Raw genomic sequence first — 17,996 nt, 5'->3', positions numbered from 1 at the left:
AACACCCCCGGGGCACGGCCAACGCTGACCAAGGAGCGTCGACATGCAGAACCCTATGCGCAGCCTTCTTCCCCGGCTGAGGAAGCGCCGGACCCACCGCGCGACGGCGGTCGCCTCATGAGCGACGGGATGCGGCTGCTGCCGTGGAACGGGCCGGACGGGAAGCCTTGCCACCTCTCCACTGACGAGAGCGGCGGGTATCTGTCAGAACTCGCCGACGACATGGAAGCCGCGCAGCTCGACACCGCCGAGGAGGTGCTCCGGCACACGACCGAGTTGCTGAACGGGTCGGCGGAGGCGACCGCCAGGGAACTCCGCTTTCTGTGTCCACAGGCCGTGCGAAGCACTGCGGGACGTGCTGCGGATCGCGGAAAGCAGGGGCGGGCGGGTGACATAACCCGCGCACCGGAACGATCAGGGGCCCGGCATCGTGGATGCCGGGCCCCGTACGACGAGGAAGCGCTTAGGCCAGCGCCAGCCACGCCGCGCCCGCGACGACCAGGAGGGCGACGATGACGCCGACGATGAGGCCCACGCGGGGGCCGGTGGACTGCTGGGGGGCCGGGGCGCGGCGGCCGCCGGTCTGGGGGGTACCGCCCTCGTCCACGAAGGCGCGGAACATCTGCGTGCTGCCGGCCGGGTCTTGGTTGCCGCCGGCCTGGTTCTGCGGGTTGGTCGCCATGGGCAAGGACCCTAGCGAACCGGAGGCGGAGCGGCACCGTTGGGGCGCGTGTGGAGCGACCGTGAAGGCGCCTACGGAGCGAGGTCGGGGCGGGTACGGCGCGTGGGCGGGAGCGTGGGCGGGCCGTCCGGGGGTGTCCCGTTACCGGCCGGTATTGGGTGGCGCCGGCGATACCGGCTCCGACCTGCGGGTTTGCGGGTCGCCGTCGGGTCATTGACTCATTCGTTGACCAATGCCCGGTGGAGACTTTTGGCTGCCTTTACTTCAAGCCTGGACGAATCATTTGCCTTCAGCAACCAACTTGCTTATGGTTGCCCCAAGCAACAAAAGATGTGTGTGGATACGTGGAGGAGCCGGTGGCAGCTCACAGTCAGTACGAGGAGCTGGCCAGGCAGCTCAGTGCCATCGGCGCCGTCAAGCGGGAGATGGGGCGGATGCTGCCGCAGGAGTGCCCGCCCGCCTCGGCGGGGGTGCTCACCCTTCTCGACCGGCACGGTGAGATGCGGATGAGTCAGCTCGCGGAGCTGCTGGCGATCGATATGTCGGTGACCAGCCGGCACGTGGCCCATGCCGCCGAGCGCGGCTGGATCGAGCGGAAGCCCGATCCGGCGGACAAGCGGTCGCGGCTGCTGCGCCTGACCCCGAGCGGGACGGAGCTCCTGGAGGAGCTCGCCGAGCGCTACACGGCCGCGCTCGCCCGGTACTTGGACGACTGGTCCGACGCCGACGTCGGGCAGCTCACCGAACTCCTCGCCAGGCTCCGCACGAGCTTCGGCGACTGCCGTACCCGGGCACATCACGACTTCACCACCCGTACACCCGCAGGATGAAAAGGAACTACATGGCTACGACCACACCAGCCGGTGTGCGGGGCGGCCACGCCAGGCACGGAGGCGGACAGCACGCCTCCGACGGAGCCCCTATGACGCACCGTCAGATCATGGAGGCGCTGTCCGGGCTGCTGCTCGGCATGTTCGTCGCCATCCTGTCGTCGACGATCGTCTCCAACGCGCTGCCCGAGATCATTCATGACCTCGACGGCGGACAGAGCGCCTACACCTGGGTCGTCACCGCTTCGCTGCTCGCGATGACCGCGACCACCCCGCTGTGGGGCAAGCTCTCCGACCTGTTCAGCAAGAAGCTGCTGGTGCAGATCTCGCTGATCATTTACGTGGCGGGCTCGGTCGTCGCCGGGCTGTCGCAGAACACCGGCATGCTGATCGCCTGCCGGGTCGTGCAGGGCATAGGCGTGGGCGGGCTGTCCGCCCTGGCCCAGATCGTGATGGCCGCCATGATCTCCCCGCGGGAGCGCGGGCGTTACAGCGGCTACCTCGGCGCCACCTTCGCCGTCGCCACCGTCGGCGGCCCGCTGCTCGGCGGCGTCATCACCGACACCGACTGGCTCGGCTGGCGCTGGTGCTTCTACGTCGGCGTCCCGTTCGCCGTCATCGCGCTGATCGTGCTCCAGAAGACCCTGAAGCTGCCCGTCGTCAAGCGCGAGGGCGTCAAGGTCGACTGGGCGGGCGCGTTCTTCATCAGCGCGGCGGTCTCGCTGCTGCTGGTGTGGGTGACGCTGGCCGGTGACAAGTACGACTGGATGTCGTGGCAGACCGCCGCGATGGTCGGCGGTGCGGTCGTGCTCGGCGCGATCTTCGCCTTCGTGGAGACCAAGGCCAAGGAGCCGATCATCCCGTTGCGGCTGTTCCGCAACAAGACGATCACCCTGGCGTCGGTGGCCTCGCTGTTCGTCGGCATCGCGATGTTCACCGGAACTGTCTTCTTCAGCCAGTACTTCCAGCTGGCGCGCGGCGAGTCGCCGACGATGTCCGGGGTCATGACGATCCCGATGATCGGCGGACTGTTCATCTCGTCCACCGTCTCCGGCCAGGTCATCACCAAGACCGGCCGCTGGAAGGCCTGGCTGGTCACCGGTGGTGCGCTGGTGACCGCGGGTCTCGGCCTGCTGGGCACCATCCGCTACGACACCGAGTACTGGCACATCGCGATCTTCATGGCGCTGATGGGCCTGGGCATCGGCATGATGATGCAGAACCTGGTGCTCGCCACGCAGAACCAGGTGGCCCCGGAGGACCTCGGCTCCGCCTCGTCCGTCGTGACCTTCTTCCGCTCCCTCGGTGGTGCGGTCGGCGTCTCGGCGCTCGGTGCGGTGCTCGCCAACCGCGTCACCCACTACGTCAAGGACGGCCTGGCCGAGCTCGGCCCCAAGGGCGCGAAGGCCGCCGCGCACGCCGCCGGTAACAGCGGCGGCGGCATCCCCGACCTGGACTCCCTCCCGGCGCCGCTGCGCACCGTCATGGAGAGCGCCTACGGCCACGGTGTCGCCGACGTCTTCCTCTACGCGGCGCCCTGCGCGCTGCTCGCTTTCCTCTTGACCCTGTTCATCAAGGAGGTCGCGTTGAAGACGCGTGGCGGACTGGCCCAGAGCTCCGAGGACGCACCGGCCGCGGCCACCCCGTCGGCCGTTCCGTCGGCCGCCTCCGCGGAGGCCGTCATCCCGGCGCAGGCCGAGGAGCGGGAGCCCGCCCTGGTGGGCGCCGCGCCGGTGGCCCCGGACGACGAGGCGCACACGCCCACCTGGGCACGCCCGGCCGTGGCGACGGCCACCCAGCCGCTGGCCGCGTACGCCTCGGCCGGCGGCGGGGACGCCACCCCGTCCGGCCCGTCGGTGCACGGCTTCGTCCGCAACGCCGAGGGCAGCCCCGTACCGCGCTCCGCGGTCACGCTGATCTCGCTCAGCGGGCGGCAGCTGGGCCGCGCGGTCGCCCAGGCCAACGGCTCGTACGCGCTCAGCGCCCCCGGCGCCGGCTCGTATGTGCTGATCGCCGCGGCCGACGGCCACCAGCCGCAGGCCTCCACGGTCGTCATCGGCGAGGCGCCGCACGCCTACGACATCCTGCTCAGCGGCACCAGCGGCCTCGGCGGCCAGGTCCGCAGCGCGGCCACCGGCGCACCGGTCGACGGGGCGATGGTCGTCGTCACCGACGTCCGCGGCGAGGTGCTGGCCACCGGAAAGACCGGCGCCGAGGGCCACTTCGCCTTCGACGAGCTGGCGCCCGGCACCTTCACCGTCGCCGTGAACGCCCCGAACCACCGCCCGGCCGCACTGCCGGTCGAGATCGGCGGCCAGGGCACCACGCGGATCGAGATCGAGCTGCTGTCCGGCGCGCGGGTGCAGGGCGTCGTGCGGGCCGGTGCGCAGCGCCGGCCGCTGCCCGACGCACGGGTCACGCTGGTGGACGCGGCGGGCAATGTCGTGGCCACCTCGACGACCGGGGAGGACGGCGCCTACGCCTTCACCGACCTGGACGCCGGTGACTACACGGTCATCGCGAGCGGCTACCCGCCCGTCGCCACCGGCCTCGCGGTCGATGCCCGCGGGGTCGACGGTTACGACGTCGAGCTGGCCCACCCCGGGGACTGAAATCAACCGGGCCCGGGGATCTCACCCGGGAGCAATACTCCGGTCCGGGGCGCGCGTTGAGCGGAGGCGCGGCCCGGACCGGACCGAAGGGCTCCGGCGGCGGCGCTGCGCACAGGCAGGGGACGGCCTGCACGCCGCCGCCGGACCCGACACTTCCCCACGCTCGCGGCCCGGCTCGTACGGGCCCCATGAGCAGGGGGCACCATCAGGCAACAAACGGGAGAGGCAATGACTTCGACGGGCGCGGGAGCTGCGGGACTGAGGGCGCAGGTCCGCACACGGGACGGCTGGGCGGTCCAGCACGCCGTACTGACCGTCACCGATATGACCGGCGCGCAGGTGCTGCGGGCCGCGGCGGACGACGAGGGCGCCATCCGCAGCGCGGAGCCGCTGCCGGCCGGCCCGTACACGGTCATCGTGACGGCCGTCGGCTACGCACCGGTCGCCTCCAGCGCGATCGTGACGGCCAGCGGCCGGATGGACGTGGGCGGCGTCGTCCTGGCCCGGCAGGGCGGGGCCGAGCTGCCGCCGCCCGGTGTCTGGACCATCGACCCGATGCACTCGACGGTGGCGGCGGTCGCCCAGCACCTGGGGATCTCCAGCGTGCACGGCCGGTTCACCGAGTTCGGCGGCCGGATCGAGATCGCCGAGGACCTGCACGCCTCGCGGGTCGAGGCGGACATCAAGGCCGCCTCCATCGACACCGGCAACGGGATGCGCGACGGCCATCTGCGCTCCGAGGACTTCCTGAACGTCGAGGAGTACCCGGAGCTCACCTACCGCAGCGCCGGCCTGTCCCCGGCCGGCCCGGACCGCTGGACCGTGCACGGTGAGCTGTCGCTGCACGGTGTCGTTCGGCCGGTGGACCTCGAACTGAGCTACCTCGGCACCGGCCCCGACCCGTGGGGCGGGGTGCGCGCCGCGTTCCGCGCCACCGCGGAACTGCGCCGCGAGGACTTCAAGATGAACTACAACCAGGTCGTCGCGGCCGGTGTCGCGGCCATCGGGACCACGCTCAGGGTCGAGCTGGACATCCAGGCCGTGCAGGGGGAGAGCCTGCCGATGGGGTGAGGACCCGGCCCCGCGGGCACGGCCGGGCGGGGCGTCAGTCCGCCGCCCGGTCCCGCATCGCCTCGATCCCCGCGATCTGCAGATCGAGGGCGAAGGTGAAGTCCCGGTCCAGCATCTCCACGACGCTCTGGCCCTGGCGCGTGTACCCGGTGCGGGTGGACAGCTCCAGCGTCTCGGCGAACTCCGGCCGCTCCGCGAGCGCGGCGAGAACCTGCTCGAAGTAGTCGTCGAGGGTCATGCCCGCGGCCCGGCACCGCTCCTCGTGCGTGGCCCGGATCGTGGCGAAGCCGTAGACGAAGTGGAAGAGCGACGCCAGCGCGCCGGAGGTGCGGTCCGGCGTCAGGCCGCTGCGCCGCATCACCCGCTGGGTGGCGTTGGAGAAGGCCGTCGAATGCGGGCCGATGTTCATCAGCTGGCCCAGCAGCCGGGCCGCCCAGGGGTGGCGCAGCAGCATGTCGCGGTAGCCGACGGCGAGGGCGCGCAGCTGGTCGCGCCAGTCGGCGCCGGTGTCCGACTCGTCCGGCAGCGCCATCTCGCCGGCCACCGCGTCCACGGCCAGTTCCAGCAGGTCGTCCTTGGTGTCGACGTACCAGTAGACGGACATCGCGGTGACGCCGAGCTCGGCCGCGAGCCTGCGCATCGAGAATTTCGACAGGCCCTCGGCGTCCAGCAGCCGGACCGTCGCCGCGACGATCTTGTCGAGGTCGAGTCCGGCCGGCTGGTCCGCCTTGCGCTTGAGCGGGGGGCGTTCGGTCAGCCAGACGCTGTTCGGCCGCTTCCCGGTGCGGCCGTCCGTCGCTGCCATGGCGCCCCTCCCTTGCCCTGAGCGTCTGCCGCGTCAGGGCGTCGTCCTCGGTGTGGTCGTCGGTGTCGTTTTCGGTGCACGGCACGTACGGCTGGTCATACGTGCCGTCGGTACGTGCCGTTCACGATCACGTACCCGCCGATGCTATTCCGCCCCGGCGGCCGCCGGCTCCGCACCGGCGGGCGTGGCCGGCGCCTCCGGGTCCCGGCCGGTGCGCTCAGCCCGGCTCAGCAGCACGGCGGCGACCAGCCCGCCGAGGAACACCGCGGCCGCGCCGACCAGCTGACTGGTGCCGATACCGGCGGCGAAGGCGTCCTGCACGGCGCTGCGTTCGGCGTCCGTACGGGTCCTGGCGAGCGCCGCGGGCAGCGAACCGGCGCCCGCGGCGGCCAGCGGAAGCAGCGCGACGAAGCGGGAATTGAGGACCGCGCCGAGGACGGCGACACCGAGCCCCTGGCCGAACTCCATCAGCGTGCCGTTGACGCCCGCCCCCACTCCGGCCTTGGCGGGCGGGATCGCGGACATGATGGCGTTGGCCATCGTCGGCATGGCGAGCGCGACACCGACACCCATCACGAGCAGACCGGCCAGCATGCCGCCATAGCTGTCGCCACCGAACAGCGAGATGGCGGCGAGACCGGCCGCGAGCAGCGACATCCCCGAGACGATCGTTCCGGGGGTGCCGAGCCGGGGCAGCAGGCGCGCGCTGAGGCCGGTGAAGTTGATCAGTATGACGGTGACGGCGAGCGGCGCCATCCGCAGTCCGGCGTCCAACGGGCCGTAGCCGAGCACCAGTTGCAGATGCTGGGTGAGCAGGAACATCGAGCCGCCCATCCCGAAGGCGACGAGGATGCCGCCGGAGACAGCCCCGATGAAGCGGCGGTTGCGGAAGAAGTGCATGTCCAGCATCGGATACGGGACGCGCAGCTCCCACAGCGCGAAGACCGCGAGACCGGCCAGGCCGAGGGCGGCGGAGATCAGCACCCGCCCGGACAGCCAGCCGGTGACCGGCCCGGAGATGATCGCGAAGACCACGCCGACCATGCCGATCATGGACAGCAGGGCGCCCATCAGGTCCATGGGGGTCCCCCCTGCTCGATCGCCGTTGAGAGCTTGGGGGAGTTCGCCACCACGACTCCGGGACTCGGGCACAAGGGCGACGACGGCCAGCAGCGCCACGACGGCGACCGGCAGATTGACCAGGAACAGCGAGCCCCACCAGAAGTGGTCGAGCAGCGAACCGCCGATCAGCGGCCCGGCCGCGAACCCGAGCGAGTTGACCGAGCTCCAGATGCCGATGGCCTTGGGGCGCTCCTCGTCGTCGAAGATCTGCATGACGACGGCGAGGGTGGTGGTCATCAGCAGCGCGCCGCCGACCCCCATCCCGGCCCGGGCGGCGATCAGCTGGCCGGGCGACTGGGCGAGCGCCGCGCCGAGCGAGGCGACGCCGAAGAGCACCAGGCCGGTGGCGAGCATCCTCTTGCGGCCGTAGCGGTCGGCGGAATTGCCGGCGGTGAGCAGCAGACCGGACTGGACCAGCGAATAAGCGTTGATCATCCACTGGACGTCGGCGGTGGTCGCCCCCAGGTCCTCGGTGAGGGAGGGGATGGCGACATTGAGGACGGTGTTGTCGAGGATGACCGTCAGCTGGGCGAGGCAGATGACGGCCAGGATCAGCCAGCGGGTGGCGGTCCGGCCCGGCGGCTGGAGTGTGGTGGTGGCGTCGGAGGCCACGGGGGACATACGGGCTCCCTGTACGGGGTGGGCGTCGTTGACTTACACCGTACAGGGAGCGTTATACGCCGTACGTTTTATTTTTCGGTCGGGTCGGGGGTGCCGGCGGTCAGCAGTAGTCCGGCAGGCTGGTGCCGGTCTTGCTGACCCACAGCCCGTTCCCCTTGTCGCCACCGCCGAGGGCGATCTTGGCCACGGCCGGGTTGCTGCTGTCGTCCCCGTAGGTCCACTGGCCCCAGCCGTTCAGGTCGAAGGTGAAGTGCCCGGTCACGTCCTGGACCCGGGGCTGCTCCTCCACCCAGCCGTACTGGCCGGTGGGAACGGTGACGGCCACCTTCTCCGACCAGGTCTTCTGGGTACCGGTGGTGCGGGCGTAGTTGCTCTGCCAGGAGTGGCTGAACTTCGAGCCCACCTGCGCCGAGAAGACGTCCTTCACGCCCAGGGTCAGGGTGACGCCCACTTCGGCGGTGTCCTGGATCGCCGAGCCCGTCGTGGTGGACTCGATACTGGTCTCGGTCTGGGTCAGCTCCTTCGTCAGATCTCCGCCCGTCTCGTTCTTGTCGGTGTGACCGCGGCAGATCGGGGTGCCGTACGTGGGCTCGGAACGGTCGGTGATCTCCCACTGGCAATACGACTGGTCCTTGTCGCACTTGGTCATCGCATAGGTCGCCGCGAGGCTGTACATCGCCGGGGTCTCCCGCGCGTCCCCGGCGGCCGGGTCGTGGATGCTGAAGAAGGACGCCTGGTCGCCGGAGGAGCAGCCGTAGGTCGCCACCTGGTTCGAGTGGAAGACGAAGTTCTGCCCGCTGTACCCGCCCCGGGCATTCATGCAGGTGTCGTCCACGACCGAGCGGATCATGAAGCCGTCGGAGGGCGTCGGCTGGAGGTACCACTTCTGGGCGTCGACGTTCGCGCAGTCGGTCTCGGCCAGCCAGGAGGCGTTCTGGCCGTCGCGGGTGATGCACTTGCCGCCGTCGTTGACCACCATCTGGAAACTGCCGTCGCCGGTGTCCCGCAGCTGGAACTTCTCGTTGCCGCCGGGCGGGTCGCCCTTCGGCCAGACGTTGAGGTGACCCCAGTTCGCGGCGCCGTCGCCGCCCCAGCCCCGTCCGACGTCCAGCACCCGCCAGTTGGGCGCCTCCAGCTTGCTGTAGATCGTCACGCACTGGAGTGGCTGGCTACAGTCCGGCCCGCCCTCGGCCCGCGCCTGCCCCGTCCCGAACGGCGTGACGATGAGCCCGAGGCACATCATGAAGGCGATCGCCACCGCCGTGCCCAAGCGCCCACACAGACGGCCGGGTCTTCCGGCCCATCCTGCAGTCATGTCCGCTGCCCCACTTCTTCTTGCTCGTCGTGGTGAGGGGGGGCACCCGACCGGCACCACTCCCCCTGCTCACCCGCGCGCAGCGGAACGCGCCACCGTACGCGGGACGGTGCCGGCGAGCCGGGCGACCCGTCCGGCGGACCGGGCGGGTCGCCGCCCGACGCGGCGACCGGCACCACGATCGCCGTCGCGGCCCGCACCGGGATAGCGGAGAACTACCTGTATACGGGTACGTGTTTCCTGGCCGACCGCGCCGCCCGGCGGGACGGTCAGGGTGCCGCAGCACCCTGTGCGACGGCCCAGACGGCCACCTGGGTGCGGGAACTGAAGCCGAGTTTGGCCAGGATGCGCTGCACATGCCCTTCCGCCGTGCGGGCGGAGATGACGAGCTCGGCGGCGATCTCCCTGTCGGTCAGTCCTGCCACGAGCAGCGCGACGACCTGGTGCTCCCGCCGGGTCAGTGACGTCGGCGCGCCCGCGCCGGCCGGCGGCTCCGCGGCCGGGCCCCCGAGCGCGCAGGCGATCGCCTCGTCAAGGGGGAGGCCGGCGCCGTCCCGTACCGCGGTGTCGAACGGCGCGTCGCCGAGCGCGCTCCGCAGCCGCAGCTCGCACTCGGTGTGATGGTGCAGCAGGCGGCCCAGGCCGGGCAGCGCGGCCCCCAGCGACACCCAGAGCGTCTGCGCCGCCCCGAGCAGTCGGGCCGATTGCAGCGGGCTGCCGTCCCGCGCGGTGGCCCAGGCGAGCACCTCCAGGCACTGGGCCGTGGCCAGGAGGTTGTGGGTGGGACTCTCCACCCGCAGCCCGTCCTGGAGCAGGGCGATCGCCTCCTCGGTGCTCCCGGACAGCCAGCGCTGGAGCCCGAGCGCCCACAGCGCGTACGAACGGGACCAGCGCGCGTCATGGGTGTCGCACAGGGCCAGGCACTCCTCGCCGAGCGGGGTGGCCCGGGGATCGTCGGCCAGACAGCAGGAGAGGGTGAGCAGGAACAGCGTCGCCCACTGGGCCCCCAGATCCCCGTTGGCGCGATGCCGGCCGAGGGCGTCCTCCAGCAGGGGTATGGCCCGGCGGAACTCGTCCTGGAAGAGCGCGGCGAGGCCGGCGAACTGCACCGCGTCGGCGAGCGGCCCGGGCTCGCCCAGGGTGTCCGCGAGCTCCTGGCAGGCAGCCAGCCGGGCGTGCCCGGTCGCCACGTCCCCGCGCAGGAAGGCGAGCCAGCCGTCGACCCACAGCGCCCTGGCGCGGGCGGGGCTGGGGCCGGTGTCCAGCGCCAGGGCCCGGCCGAGCCAGCGGCGCTGCTCCTCCACTCCGCTCACCCCGAGCCGGTGGCTCCACAACGAGGTGACCAGCTGCAACCCGGCGCGGTGCTCCCCCGGCGTTCCGAGACAGAACTCCAGCGCCGCCCGGAGGTTGGCGTTCTCCAGGCGCAGGCGGGCGAACCATGCCAGCTGCCGGGGGCCGAACCACTCGGCCTCCGCACGGGTGGCCAGTTCCTGGTAGTGGTCGCGGTGGCGGCGGCGTACGGTCTCCCGCTGCAGGTCGGTGACGCCGTCCTCCAGGAGGGCACGACCGTACTGCCGGATGGTCTCCAGCATCCGGTACCGCACCTGCCCCTGCTGGTCCTCGCGGCTCAGGATCGACTTGTCCACCAGCTCGGTCACCACATCGAGCACCGTCTCGCGGGGCATCCCCTCCCCGGCGCAGACCTCTTCGACCGCCTCCAGGTCGAACCCTCCGGAGAAGACGGACAGCCACGCCCACAGCCGCTGCTCGGGCGGCGTGCACAGCTCGTAACTCCAGTCGATCGCCGCCCGCAGGGTCTGCCAACGGGGCAGGGTCGCGCGGCTGCCGCGGGTCAGCAGCTCGAAGCGGTTGTCGAGCCGGTCGAGTATCTGGCGGGGCGAGAGGACCCGCAGCCGGGCCGCCGCCAGCTCGATGGCCAGCGGAATGCCCTCCAGCCGCTGGCAGATCCTGGCGACCGTCAGCAGGTTGTCCGGACCGAGGGTGAAGGCGCCGTACACCGCCACGGCCCGGTCGGCGAACAGCCGCACGGCCTCGTATTCGGCCAGTTCCCCGGGCGGCAGCGGGTCGTCCGGATCAGGTGTCGACAGCGGCGGGACGACCATCAGGTACTCACCGTCGACCCGCAGCGCCTGCCGGCTGGTGGCCAGCACCCGCATACCGGGCACCGCCGCCAGCAGCGTCCTGATCAGCTCCGCGCAGGCGTCCAGGAGGTGTTCGCAGTTGTTCAGCACCAGCAGCAGCCGCCGGTCCTGGAGATGGTCGGCCAGCGTCCGCATCGGCGGCCGGGCCGAATCGTGGTCCAGCCCCAGCGCGGCCAGCACCGTCTGCGCGAGCAGCGCGTCGTCCTCCAGCGGCGCCAGGTCCACCACCCACACCCCGCCGGGGAAGGAACGCCGCACCTCCGAGGCCACCCGCAGCGCCAGCCGGGTCTTGCCGATGCCACCCGCCCCGGTCAGCGTCACCATCCGGGTACGGGTGAGCAGTTGGCGCGCTCCGGCCACCTCCCGCCGGCGCCCGACGAAGCTCGTCAGCTCCGCCTGCACCTCCCCGTCCGCCGGGCCCGGACCCGACCCCGTGGACGTGCGGTTCGTCCGCCCGGTGAGATGACAGTCGCTGACCCGATAGTCGTTGTCCATGCTGCGTCGCGCCTCTCGCTCATGTGCCGCGATCCGGATGGCCGGGACAGGCTCCATTTTCGGCCATCCGGAACGCTCGCCCTCGCGTCGAGGGGTAGCGGACCGAGCGGGAGGCGGTGCAGAGAACGGACGTCGGCGGGGTGAACGTCCGGGGGCGGGGCCCGGCGTCCTTAGGCCGGACCGGCCGTGTCAGCCCTTCTTCGTACGGTCCTGAGTGACCCGGTCACCCGGGCCGCGTCAGGTCGTAGAAGGTGGCGCCGCCGACCGTGACCTTCGTGAAGTTCTTCTTCACCCAGGACTCGATCTGCGACGCGCCGCCCCAGCTGCTCCCGGGGCCGCCACCGGGGCCGCCCTGCCCGCCCGCGAGGAAGTAGTGGATCTTCCCGGCCGCGACGTACTCCTTGAACCGGGCGAGGGTCGGCGACGGGTCGCTCCCGTTGAAGCCGCCGATCGCCATCACCGGCTTCTCGGTGGCCAGTTGGTAGCTCGCGGCGTTCTGGGAGCCGATGGCCGCGGCGGCCCAGGTGTACTCGTCCGCGTCCTTCTCCAGCAGCGCCTTGGCCCGGTCGCTCACCTTGCTGCCGTTGAGCAGACCGCCCATCCGGCCGGCGCCGCGCTCACCGAAGCCGCCCCTGCCGCCGGGGAACCCCGTCCGTCCGGTCTGCCGCCCGCGGGCGCCCGGCGCCGGGAGCTGCCCCTGCTTGCCGGCCTGCTGCGGGGGCGGGTTGGCGCCCTGTGTGCCGCCCGGCATCCGGCCCCGGCCACCTTGGCCCGGGCCCGGGGGAAGGGCCTGGCCGGCTACCCCGCCCTGGCCGGCGCCCGGCATCCCGCCGTTGCGGCCCCGCATCCGGCCGCCCGGGAAGCCGCCACCGGGACCGCCCCTACCGCCCTGCACCGTGGGGCCGGCCGTGATGATCGAACCGCCCTTGGGCGTGTTGACCGTATCGAGGGTGTACGCGACCGGCCCGGCCAGCGCCGTCACCACCCCGAGCCCCGCCGCGAGCACCGCCGGCCGCCGGCTCGCCCGTAGCGATGCCCGTACCGGCGCTCGGCCTCCTGGCGTCGCTCCCTCCTTCCGGGCCGCCGCCCCCGCCCATACCGCCAGCAGCAGCCCCAGCGACGCCAGGAGGCCGAGCGCCGCCACCGTCCAGCGCAGCCAGGGCAGCCAGTCCGGCGAGCGGTTCAGCAGCACGAACGACCATCCGGCGGTCACCGCCACCGTCCCGGCCAGGACGAGCGCGGCGGACCGGCCGCCGCGCCGCCACCACAGCGCCGCGCCCATCCCGACCAGCGCCGCGATATACGGGGCCAGTGCGATGTTGTAGTACTGATGGAAGATCCCGGACATGAAGCTGAAGGTCGTGAAGGTCATCAGCAGCGCGCCGCCCCAGACCAGGAACTCCGCCCGCTGACCGGCCCGTTCGGCGGCGACCGCACGTCGCGCCCGCCACAGCACCGTCACGGCCGCGACCAGCAGGATCAGCGCCGCGGGCAGCAGCCAGGAGATCTGCCCGCCCATGTCGGACGAGAACAGCCGGGTGAGGCCGGTCTCCCCCCAGCCGCCGCCACCGGGACGGCCACCGCCCCCGCCGACGCTGCCGGTCTCGTTGCCGGTGATCCGCCCGAAGCCGTTGTAGCCGAAGGTCAGCTCCAGGAAGCTGTTGTGCTGCGAGCCGCCGAAGTACGGGCGGGAGGCCGCCGGCCACAGTTCGACGAGCGCCACCCACCAGCCGGCGGACACCACGATCGCCAGCCCGGCGAGCAGCAGTTGACCGAACCGGCGGCGCAGCGCGACCGGCGCACAGCAGGCGTGGACGACGGCGAGCGGCGGCAGGATCAGCCACGCCTGGAGCGTCTTGGTGAGAAACCCGAGCCCGAAGCAGACCCCGGCCAGCACCAGCCACTTCGTCCGGCCGTCCGCCAGGGCGCGCAGGACACAGGCGATCGCGCAGACCATCAGCAGGCACAGCAGCGCATCGGGGTTGTTGAACCGGAACATCAGCGCGGCGACCGGCGTCACCGCGAGCACGCCGCCCGCGAGCAGCCCCGCGCCCGCACCGAACCGCCGCCGTACGGCCCCGTGGAGCACCCCGACCACCGCCACGCCCATCAGCGCCTCGGGCACCAGGATCGCCCAGGAGCTGAGCCCGAAGAGCCGTACGGACAGCGCCATCGGCCACAGCGCGGCGGGCGGCTTGTCGACGGTGATGGAGTTCGCCGCGTCGGACGAACCGAAGAAGAATGCCTTCCAGCTCTCGCCGCCGGCCTGTACGGCGGCCGAGTAGAACTGGTTGGCGTAGCCGGAAGCGGACAGGCTCCAGAGGTAGAGAGCGGCCGTGACCAGCAACAACGCCAGCAGTGCGGGCCGCTCCCAGCGGGCCGCCGGCTCCGGTGCCACGGGCGTCCGGGGGGCGGTGGGCGACGCCGGGGCGCCCTCCTGTGCGGCGGACGGCGGCGGGGCCGGGGTGCCGGGCCGTTGGTGCGGGGTCATCGAGCGCTCCTGGTGAGATCGTTCCGGTCGTGCGAAGGGTGCGGCGGCGCGGTGAGGTCGTCCCGGTGCTCGCGGTCGGGGAAGACCCAGGCGCGGAAGAGCAGAAACCGCAGCACCGTGGCCGCGAGGTTGGCGGCCACCAGCACCGCGAGTTCGGTGCCGTGCGAGGCGGTGCCCCCGGCGGCGTCGAGAGCCGCGAGCGAGCCGCTGGTCAGCACCAGTCCGACGGCGAAGACCACCAGCCCCTGCGCCTGATGGCGGACCGCCCGGTCCCGGCCCCGTACCCCGAAGGTCAGCCGCCGGTTGGCGGCCGTATTGGCGAGCGCCGACACCAACAGGGCGGCGGCATTGGCCAGTTGGGCGCCCGTCCCGAGGCGGAAGAGGGAGAAGAGCGCGAGGTAGAGCAGTGTGCTCAGCCCGCCGACGACACAGAAGCCGACCAGCTGACGGGCCAGCCCGCCGGGCACACCGGTCAGCTCACGGTCCCGCGGATCGTCCCCGAAGGGCCGGGCCAGCCGGTCCAGCGGCAGCCCGCCGGTCGCCAGCGCCCGCCCCACCCGCCAGACGCCCTTGAGGTCATCGGCGGCCGTCCGCACGATATGCACGGTGCTGTGGGGATCGTCGATCCAGTCCACCGGCACCTCGTGGATCCGCAGCCCGGCCCGCTCCGCGAGCACCAGCAGCTCGGTGTCGAAGAACCACCCGGTGTCCTCGACCATCGGCAGCAGCCGCTCCGCGACATCGCCGCGAATGGCCTTGAACCCGCACTGCGCGTCGGAGAACCGTGCCGCGAGCGAGCCCCGCAGGATGAGGTTGTACACCCGCGAGAGGAACTCCCGCTTCGGCCCCCGCACCACCCGTGCGCTCCGGCTGAGCCGGGAGCCGATCGCCAGATCCGAGTGCCCGGAGATCAGCGGCGCCACCAGCGGCAGCAGCGCGTTGAGGTCGGTGGACAGATCGACGTCCATATAGGCCAGCACCGGCGCCTCGGACAGCGACCACACGGTGCGCAGCGCCCGCCCGCGCCCCTTCTGCTCCAGCCGTACCGCCGTGACCTCGTCGATCGCATCGTCGAGCCGGGCGGCGACATCCGGCGTACGGTCCGTGCTCGCGTTGTCGGCGATGGTGATCCGGAACCCGTACGGGAAGGTGCGGGCGAGATGCTCACGCAGCCGCCGCACACACGGTTCGAGGTCGCGCTCCTCGTTGTGGACGGGAATCACCACATCGAGGACGGTCGCGCTCTGACCGAGCCGCAGATGCTCGCGTGGAGGCAGGTAGCCCAGCGGGGTGCGGGGCGGCGGTGTCGTCGTCATGCCATGACGTTCGCCAAACCTGCTGTCATGGGGGTGTGTTGCGGCTGTGGTGGGGCTGTGAGTGCGCAGCGGGTGGAGTGACCTGGGTTTTGGGGAGTGCGGGCAGCGTCACCGTGAAGACCGTCCGCCCCGGCACACTGCCGACCCCGACCGTGCCGCCGTGCGCGGCCACCACCGCCTGCACGATGGCGAGGCCGAGCCCGGTGCTCCCGGCGCCGCGCGAGCGCGAGGCATCACCCCGGGCGAAGCGCTCGAAGACATGCGGGAGCAGCTCCGCCGGTATGCCCGGCCCGTCGTCCCGCACCTCCAGCTGGACGCCCCCGTCGCCACCGGCGGCAGCATCCGTCGCGGCCCGCACCCTGGCGGTCACCGTGGTCCCCTCCGGCGTATGCGTACGGGCATTGGCCAGCAGGTTCACCAATATCTGGTGCAGCCGCCCGGCATCCCCGTACACCACCGCCGGCTCATCGGGCAGCTCCAGCCGCCACCGGTGACCGGCCCCCGCCACCCGGGCGTCGCTCACCGCATCGACCACCAGCGGCGACAGATCTATTCGCTCGTACGCGAGCGGACGCCCGGAATCCAGCCGGGCGAGCAGGAGCAGGTCCTCCACCAGCCCCGTCATCCGCTCGGCCTCCGACTCGATCCGGCCCAGGGCATGCCGGGTCTCCGGCCCCGGCTGCTCCCGCCCGCGCCGGGTCAGCTCGGCGTATCCACGGATCGACGCGAGCGGGGTACGCAGCTCATGGCTGGCATCGGCGACGAACCGCCGTACCCGCGTCTCGCTCTCCTGACGGGCCGAGAGCGCCGAACCGACATGCCCCAGCATCCGGTTCAGCGCCGCACCGACCTGCCCGACCTCCGTACGCCCGTCCGACTCGGACGCCGGCACCCGGACATGCAGCGCCACATCGCCCTGGTGGAGCGGGAGTTCGGAGACCCGGGTGGCGGTGGCGGCGACCCGGCGCAGCGGCCGCAGCGCGATCCCGACCATGGCGGAGCCCGCGAGCCCGACCGCCGCCAGCCCGGCGGCCGTCACACACGCCTCGATGAGGACGAGCCTGCCGACGGTCTTCTGCACATAGGCGAGCGGCAGGCCGAGCACCAGGGAGCCGTCCTTGGCGGACTCCACCCGGTAGTCGCCGAGTCCGGGCAGCTCCGCGGTGTGTGACCGGCCGTCCCTCGGCACCCTGTTCAGCGCCGCGACCTGCGCCGTGGTCAGGTCCGTCAGCCGTTCCTCGGGCAGCCGGCCGGTCGGGTTGGTCAGCTTCGCCCCGGCCTCGGCCGTCCCGTCGGGCCCGACCCGCGCCCCCACCGCGCGGAGGGGCTGACCCGCCATCGCCACAAAGTCCAGGCTGCCCTGGGGACGGCTCGGTTCATGAGGGCGCGGCATCTGGGCACGCACCACGAAATCCTGCACCTGCCGGTCCAACTCCCCCTGCATATAGGCGTGCAGCGCAATGGTCGTGACCGTCCCGATAACGGCCCCGACGACGGCGATCAGCGCCACCGCGGACACCACGAGCCGGGTCCGGAGGGACCATCGGCGACGGGAGGCGGGGGGCCGGGGGGCTTCCGGCGGGGTCGGCGGACCGGGGTGGGTCGGGCGCTCGGGCGGGGCGGGCGGCTGCTGGGGACGGGCCTGATCGGGCCCGGCCGGCCACTCGGATTGCTCGGGCCGGTCGAATTGCTCGGGCCGGTCGGGCTGCTCGGGCGCCGTCGCGGGCTTCCCGCTCACGGCCCGCTACCCGCCCGGCTTGATCAGATAGCCCGCGCCCCGCCGGGTGTGAATCATCGGCGCCCGCCCCACGTCGATCTTCCGCCGCAGATACGAGATATACAGCTCCACGACATTGGCCTGGCCGCCGAAGTCATAGCTCCAGACCCGGTCGAGGATCTGGGTCTTGCTCAGCACCCGCCGCGGATTGCGCATCAGATAGCGCAGCAGCTCGAACTCGGTGGCCGTCAGATGGATCTCCTGGCCCTCCCGCCACACCTCATGGCTGTCCTCGTCGAGCACCAGATCGCCCACCGTCAGCCGCGATTCGCTCCGCGCGGCGGCCGCCCCGGCCCGGCGCAGCAGCCCCCGCAGCCTGGCCACCACCTCTTCCAGGCTGAACGGCTTGGTGACGTAGTCGTCGCCGCCCGCCGTCAGCCCGGCGATCCGGTCCTCGACCGCGTCCTTGGCGGTCAGGAACAGCACCGGCACATCCGGCAGTTCCCGCCGCAGCCGCCCGAGCACCGTCAGCCCGTCCATGTCCGGCAGCATGACGTCGAGCAGCACCGCATCCGGCCGCCAGCTACGGGCACAGCGCAGCGCACCGGCGCCGTCCCCCTCCGCGCGGATGTCCCAGCCCTCGTAGCGCAGCGCGAGCGACAGCAGATCGGCGAGCGAGGACTCATCGTCCACGACCAGCACCCGCACGGGGCTCCCGTCGGCCCGCAACAGCTCCGGCTGCTTCCCCGGCGCACCC

At 72.1% G+C, this 17,996-nt stretch carries 12 protein-coding genes; 3 read left to right on the top strand and 9 right to left on the bottom strand.

From position 1 onward, the window contains the following. Nucleotides 1-463: 463 nt before the first annotated feature. Nucleotides 464-682, bottom strand: a complete 219-nt coding sequence (locus tag QT196_RS21125) for a hypothetical protein (protein ID WP_290355430.1) — start codon at nucleotides 680-682, stop codon at nucleotides 464-466. Between the two features lie 356 nt (nucleotides 683-1,038). Here QT196_RS21125 and QT196_RS21120 point away from each other — a divergent pair, with 356 nt between their 5' ends. The 3 genes from QT196_RS21120 to QT196_RS21110 all read left to right on the top strand — a co-directional run bounded on the left by QT196_RS21120 (nucleotide 1,039) and on the right by QT196_RS21110 (nucleotide 5,195). After that, the gene (locus QT196_RS21120) at nucleotides 1,039-1,512 is read left to right on the top strand and encodes a MarR family transcriptional regulator (RefSeq protein ID WP_085928182.1); all 474 of its coding nucleotides are present in this window, start codon (nucleotides 1,039-1,041) and stop codon (nucleotides 1,510-1,512) included. An 11-nt stretch (nucleotides 1,513-1,523) separates the two neighbouring features. After that, nucleotides 1,524-4,124, top strand: a complete 2,601-nt coding sequence (locus tag QT196_RS21115; protein WP_168480558.1) for an MFS transporter — start codon at nucleotides 1,524-1,526, stop codon at nucleotides 4,122-4,124. Between the two features lie 228 nt (nucleotides 4,125-4,352). Then, complete coding sequence (locus QT196_RS21110; RefSeq protein WP_168480557.1) at nucleotides 4,353-5,195, top strand: YceI family protein; 843 nt, start codon at nucleotides 4,353-4,355, stop codon at nucleotides 5,193-5,195. Nucleotides 5,196-5,229: 34 nt separating this feature from the next. On the opposite strand, the gene QT196_RS21105 is transcribed toward QT196_RS21110, so the two are convergent. The 8 genes from QT196_RS21105 to QT196_RS21070 form a co-directional block, all read right to left on the bottom strand. Next, nucleotides 5,230-6,000, bottom strand: a complete 771-nt coding sequence (locus QT196_RS21105; protein WP_168480556.1) for a TetR/AcrR family transcriptional regulator — start codon at nucleotides 5,998-6,000, stop codon at nucleotides 5,230-5,232. A 144-nt stretch (nucleotides 6,001-6,144) separates the two neighbouring features. After that, on the bottom strand, nucleotides 6,145-7,743 hold the full coding sequence (locus QT196_RS21100; protein WP_168480555.1) for an MFS transporter: 1,599 nt from the start codon (nucleotides 7,741-7,743) through the stop codon (nucleotides 6,145-6,147). A gap of 100 nt (nucleotides 7,744-7,843) precedes the next feature. Continuing rightward, on the bottom strand, nucleotides 7,844-8,896 hold the full coding sequence (locus tag QT196_RS21095; protein ID WP_266738111.1) for an RICIN domain-containing protein: 1,053 nt from the start codon (nucleotides 8,894-8,896) through the stop codon (nucleotides 7,844-7,846). Between the two features lie 431 nt (nucleotides 8,897-9,327). Next, nucleotides 9,328-11,715 carry a LuxR C-terminal-related transcriptional regulator gene (locus QT196_RS21090; RefSeq protein WP_290355429.1) on the bottom strand — a complete coding sequence of 796 codons (2,388 nt, stop codon included), beginning with the start codon at nucleotides 11,713-11,715 and terminating at the stop codon, nucleotides 9,328-9,330. Nucleotides 11,716-11,938: 223 nt separating this feature from the next. Then, on the bottom strand, nucleotides 11,939-14,206 hold the full coding sequence (locus tag QT196_RS21085) for a glycosyltransferase family 39 protein (protein WP_290355428.1): 2,268 nt from the start codon (nucleotides 14,204-14,206) through the stop codon (nucleotides 11,939-11,941). After that, nucleotides 14,203-15,522, bottom strand: a complete 1,320-nt coding sequence (locus tag QT196_RS21080; RefSeq protein ID WP_290355427.1) for a glycosyltransferase — start codon at nucleotides 15,520-15,522, stop codon at nucleotides 14,203-14,205. Before QT196_RS21080 ends, QT196_RS21085 begins: the two co-directional genes overlap by 4 nt. Before the next feature lie 25 nt (nucleotides 15,523-15,547). Continuing rightward, nucleotides 15,548-17,044: a HAMP domain-containing sensor histidine kinase gene (locus tag QT196_RS21075; RefSeq protein WP_290356694.1), complete on the bottom strand. Its 1,497-nt coding sequence runs from the start codon at nucleotides 17,042-17,044 to the stop codon at nucleotides 15,548-15,550. 222 nt (nucleotides 17,045-17,266) lie between these two features. After that, the gene (locus tag QT196_RS21070; RefSeq protein WP_168483873.1) at nucleotides 17,267-17,968 is read right to left on the bottom strand and encodes a response regulator transcription factor; all 702 of its coding nucleotides are present in this window, start codon (nucleotides 17,966-17,968) and stop codon (nucleotides 17,267-17,269) included. Nucleotides 17,969-17,996 lie beyond the last annotated feature (28 nt).

Origin of the sequence: Streptomyces sp. P9-2B-2, assembly GCF_030406865.1 — a bacterium.
In the GTDB taxonomy this organism is placed as follows: Bacteria; Actinomycetota; Actinomycetes; order Streptomycetales; family Streptomycetaceae; genus Streptomyces; species Streptomyces platensis.
This window is presented reverse-complemented; position numbering and strand designations above follow the sequence as displayed.

Coding starts and splice junctions, on each gene's coding strand:
- QT196_RS21115 (WP_168480558.1), top strand. CDS start 1,524: ATGGCTACGACCACACCAGCCGGTGTGCGGGGCGGCCACGCCAGGCAC.
- QT196_RS21100 (WP_168480555.1), bottom strand. CDS start 7,743: ATGTCCCCCGTGGCCTCCGACGCCACCACCACACTCCAGCCGCCGGGC.
- QT196_RS21090 (WP_290355429.1), bottom strand. CDS start 11,715: ATGGACAACGACTATCGGGTCAGCGACTGTCATCTCACCGGGCGGACG.
- QT196_RS21080 (WP_290355427.1), bottom strand. CDS start 15,522: ATGACGACGACACCGCCGCCCCGCACCCCGCTGGGCTACCTGCCTCCA.
- QT196_RS21125 (WP_290355430.1), bottom strand. CDS start 682: ATGGCGACCAACCCGCAGAACCAGGCCGGCGGCAACCAAGACCCGGCC.
- QT196_RS21110 (WP_168480557.1), top strand. CDS start 4,353: ATGACTTCGACGGGCGCGGGAGCTGCGGGACTGAGGGCGCAGGTCCGC.
- QT196_RS21085 (WP_290355428.1), bottom strand. CDS start 14,206: ATGACCCCGCACCAACGGCCCGGCACCCCGGCCCCGCCGCCGTCCGCC.
- QT196_RS21105 (WP_168480556.1), bottom strand. CDS start 6,000: ATGGCAGCGACGGACGGCCGCACCGGGAAGCGGCCGAACAGCGTCTGG.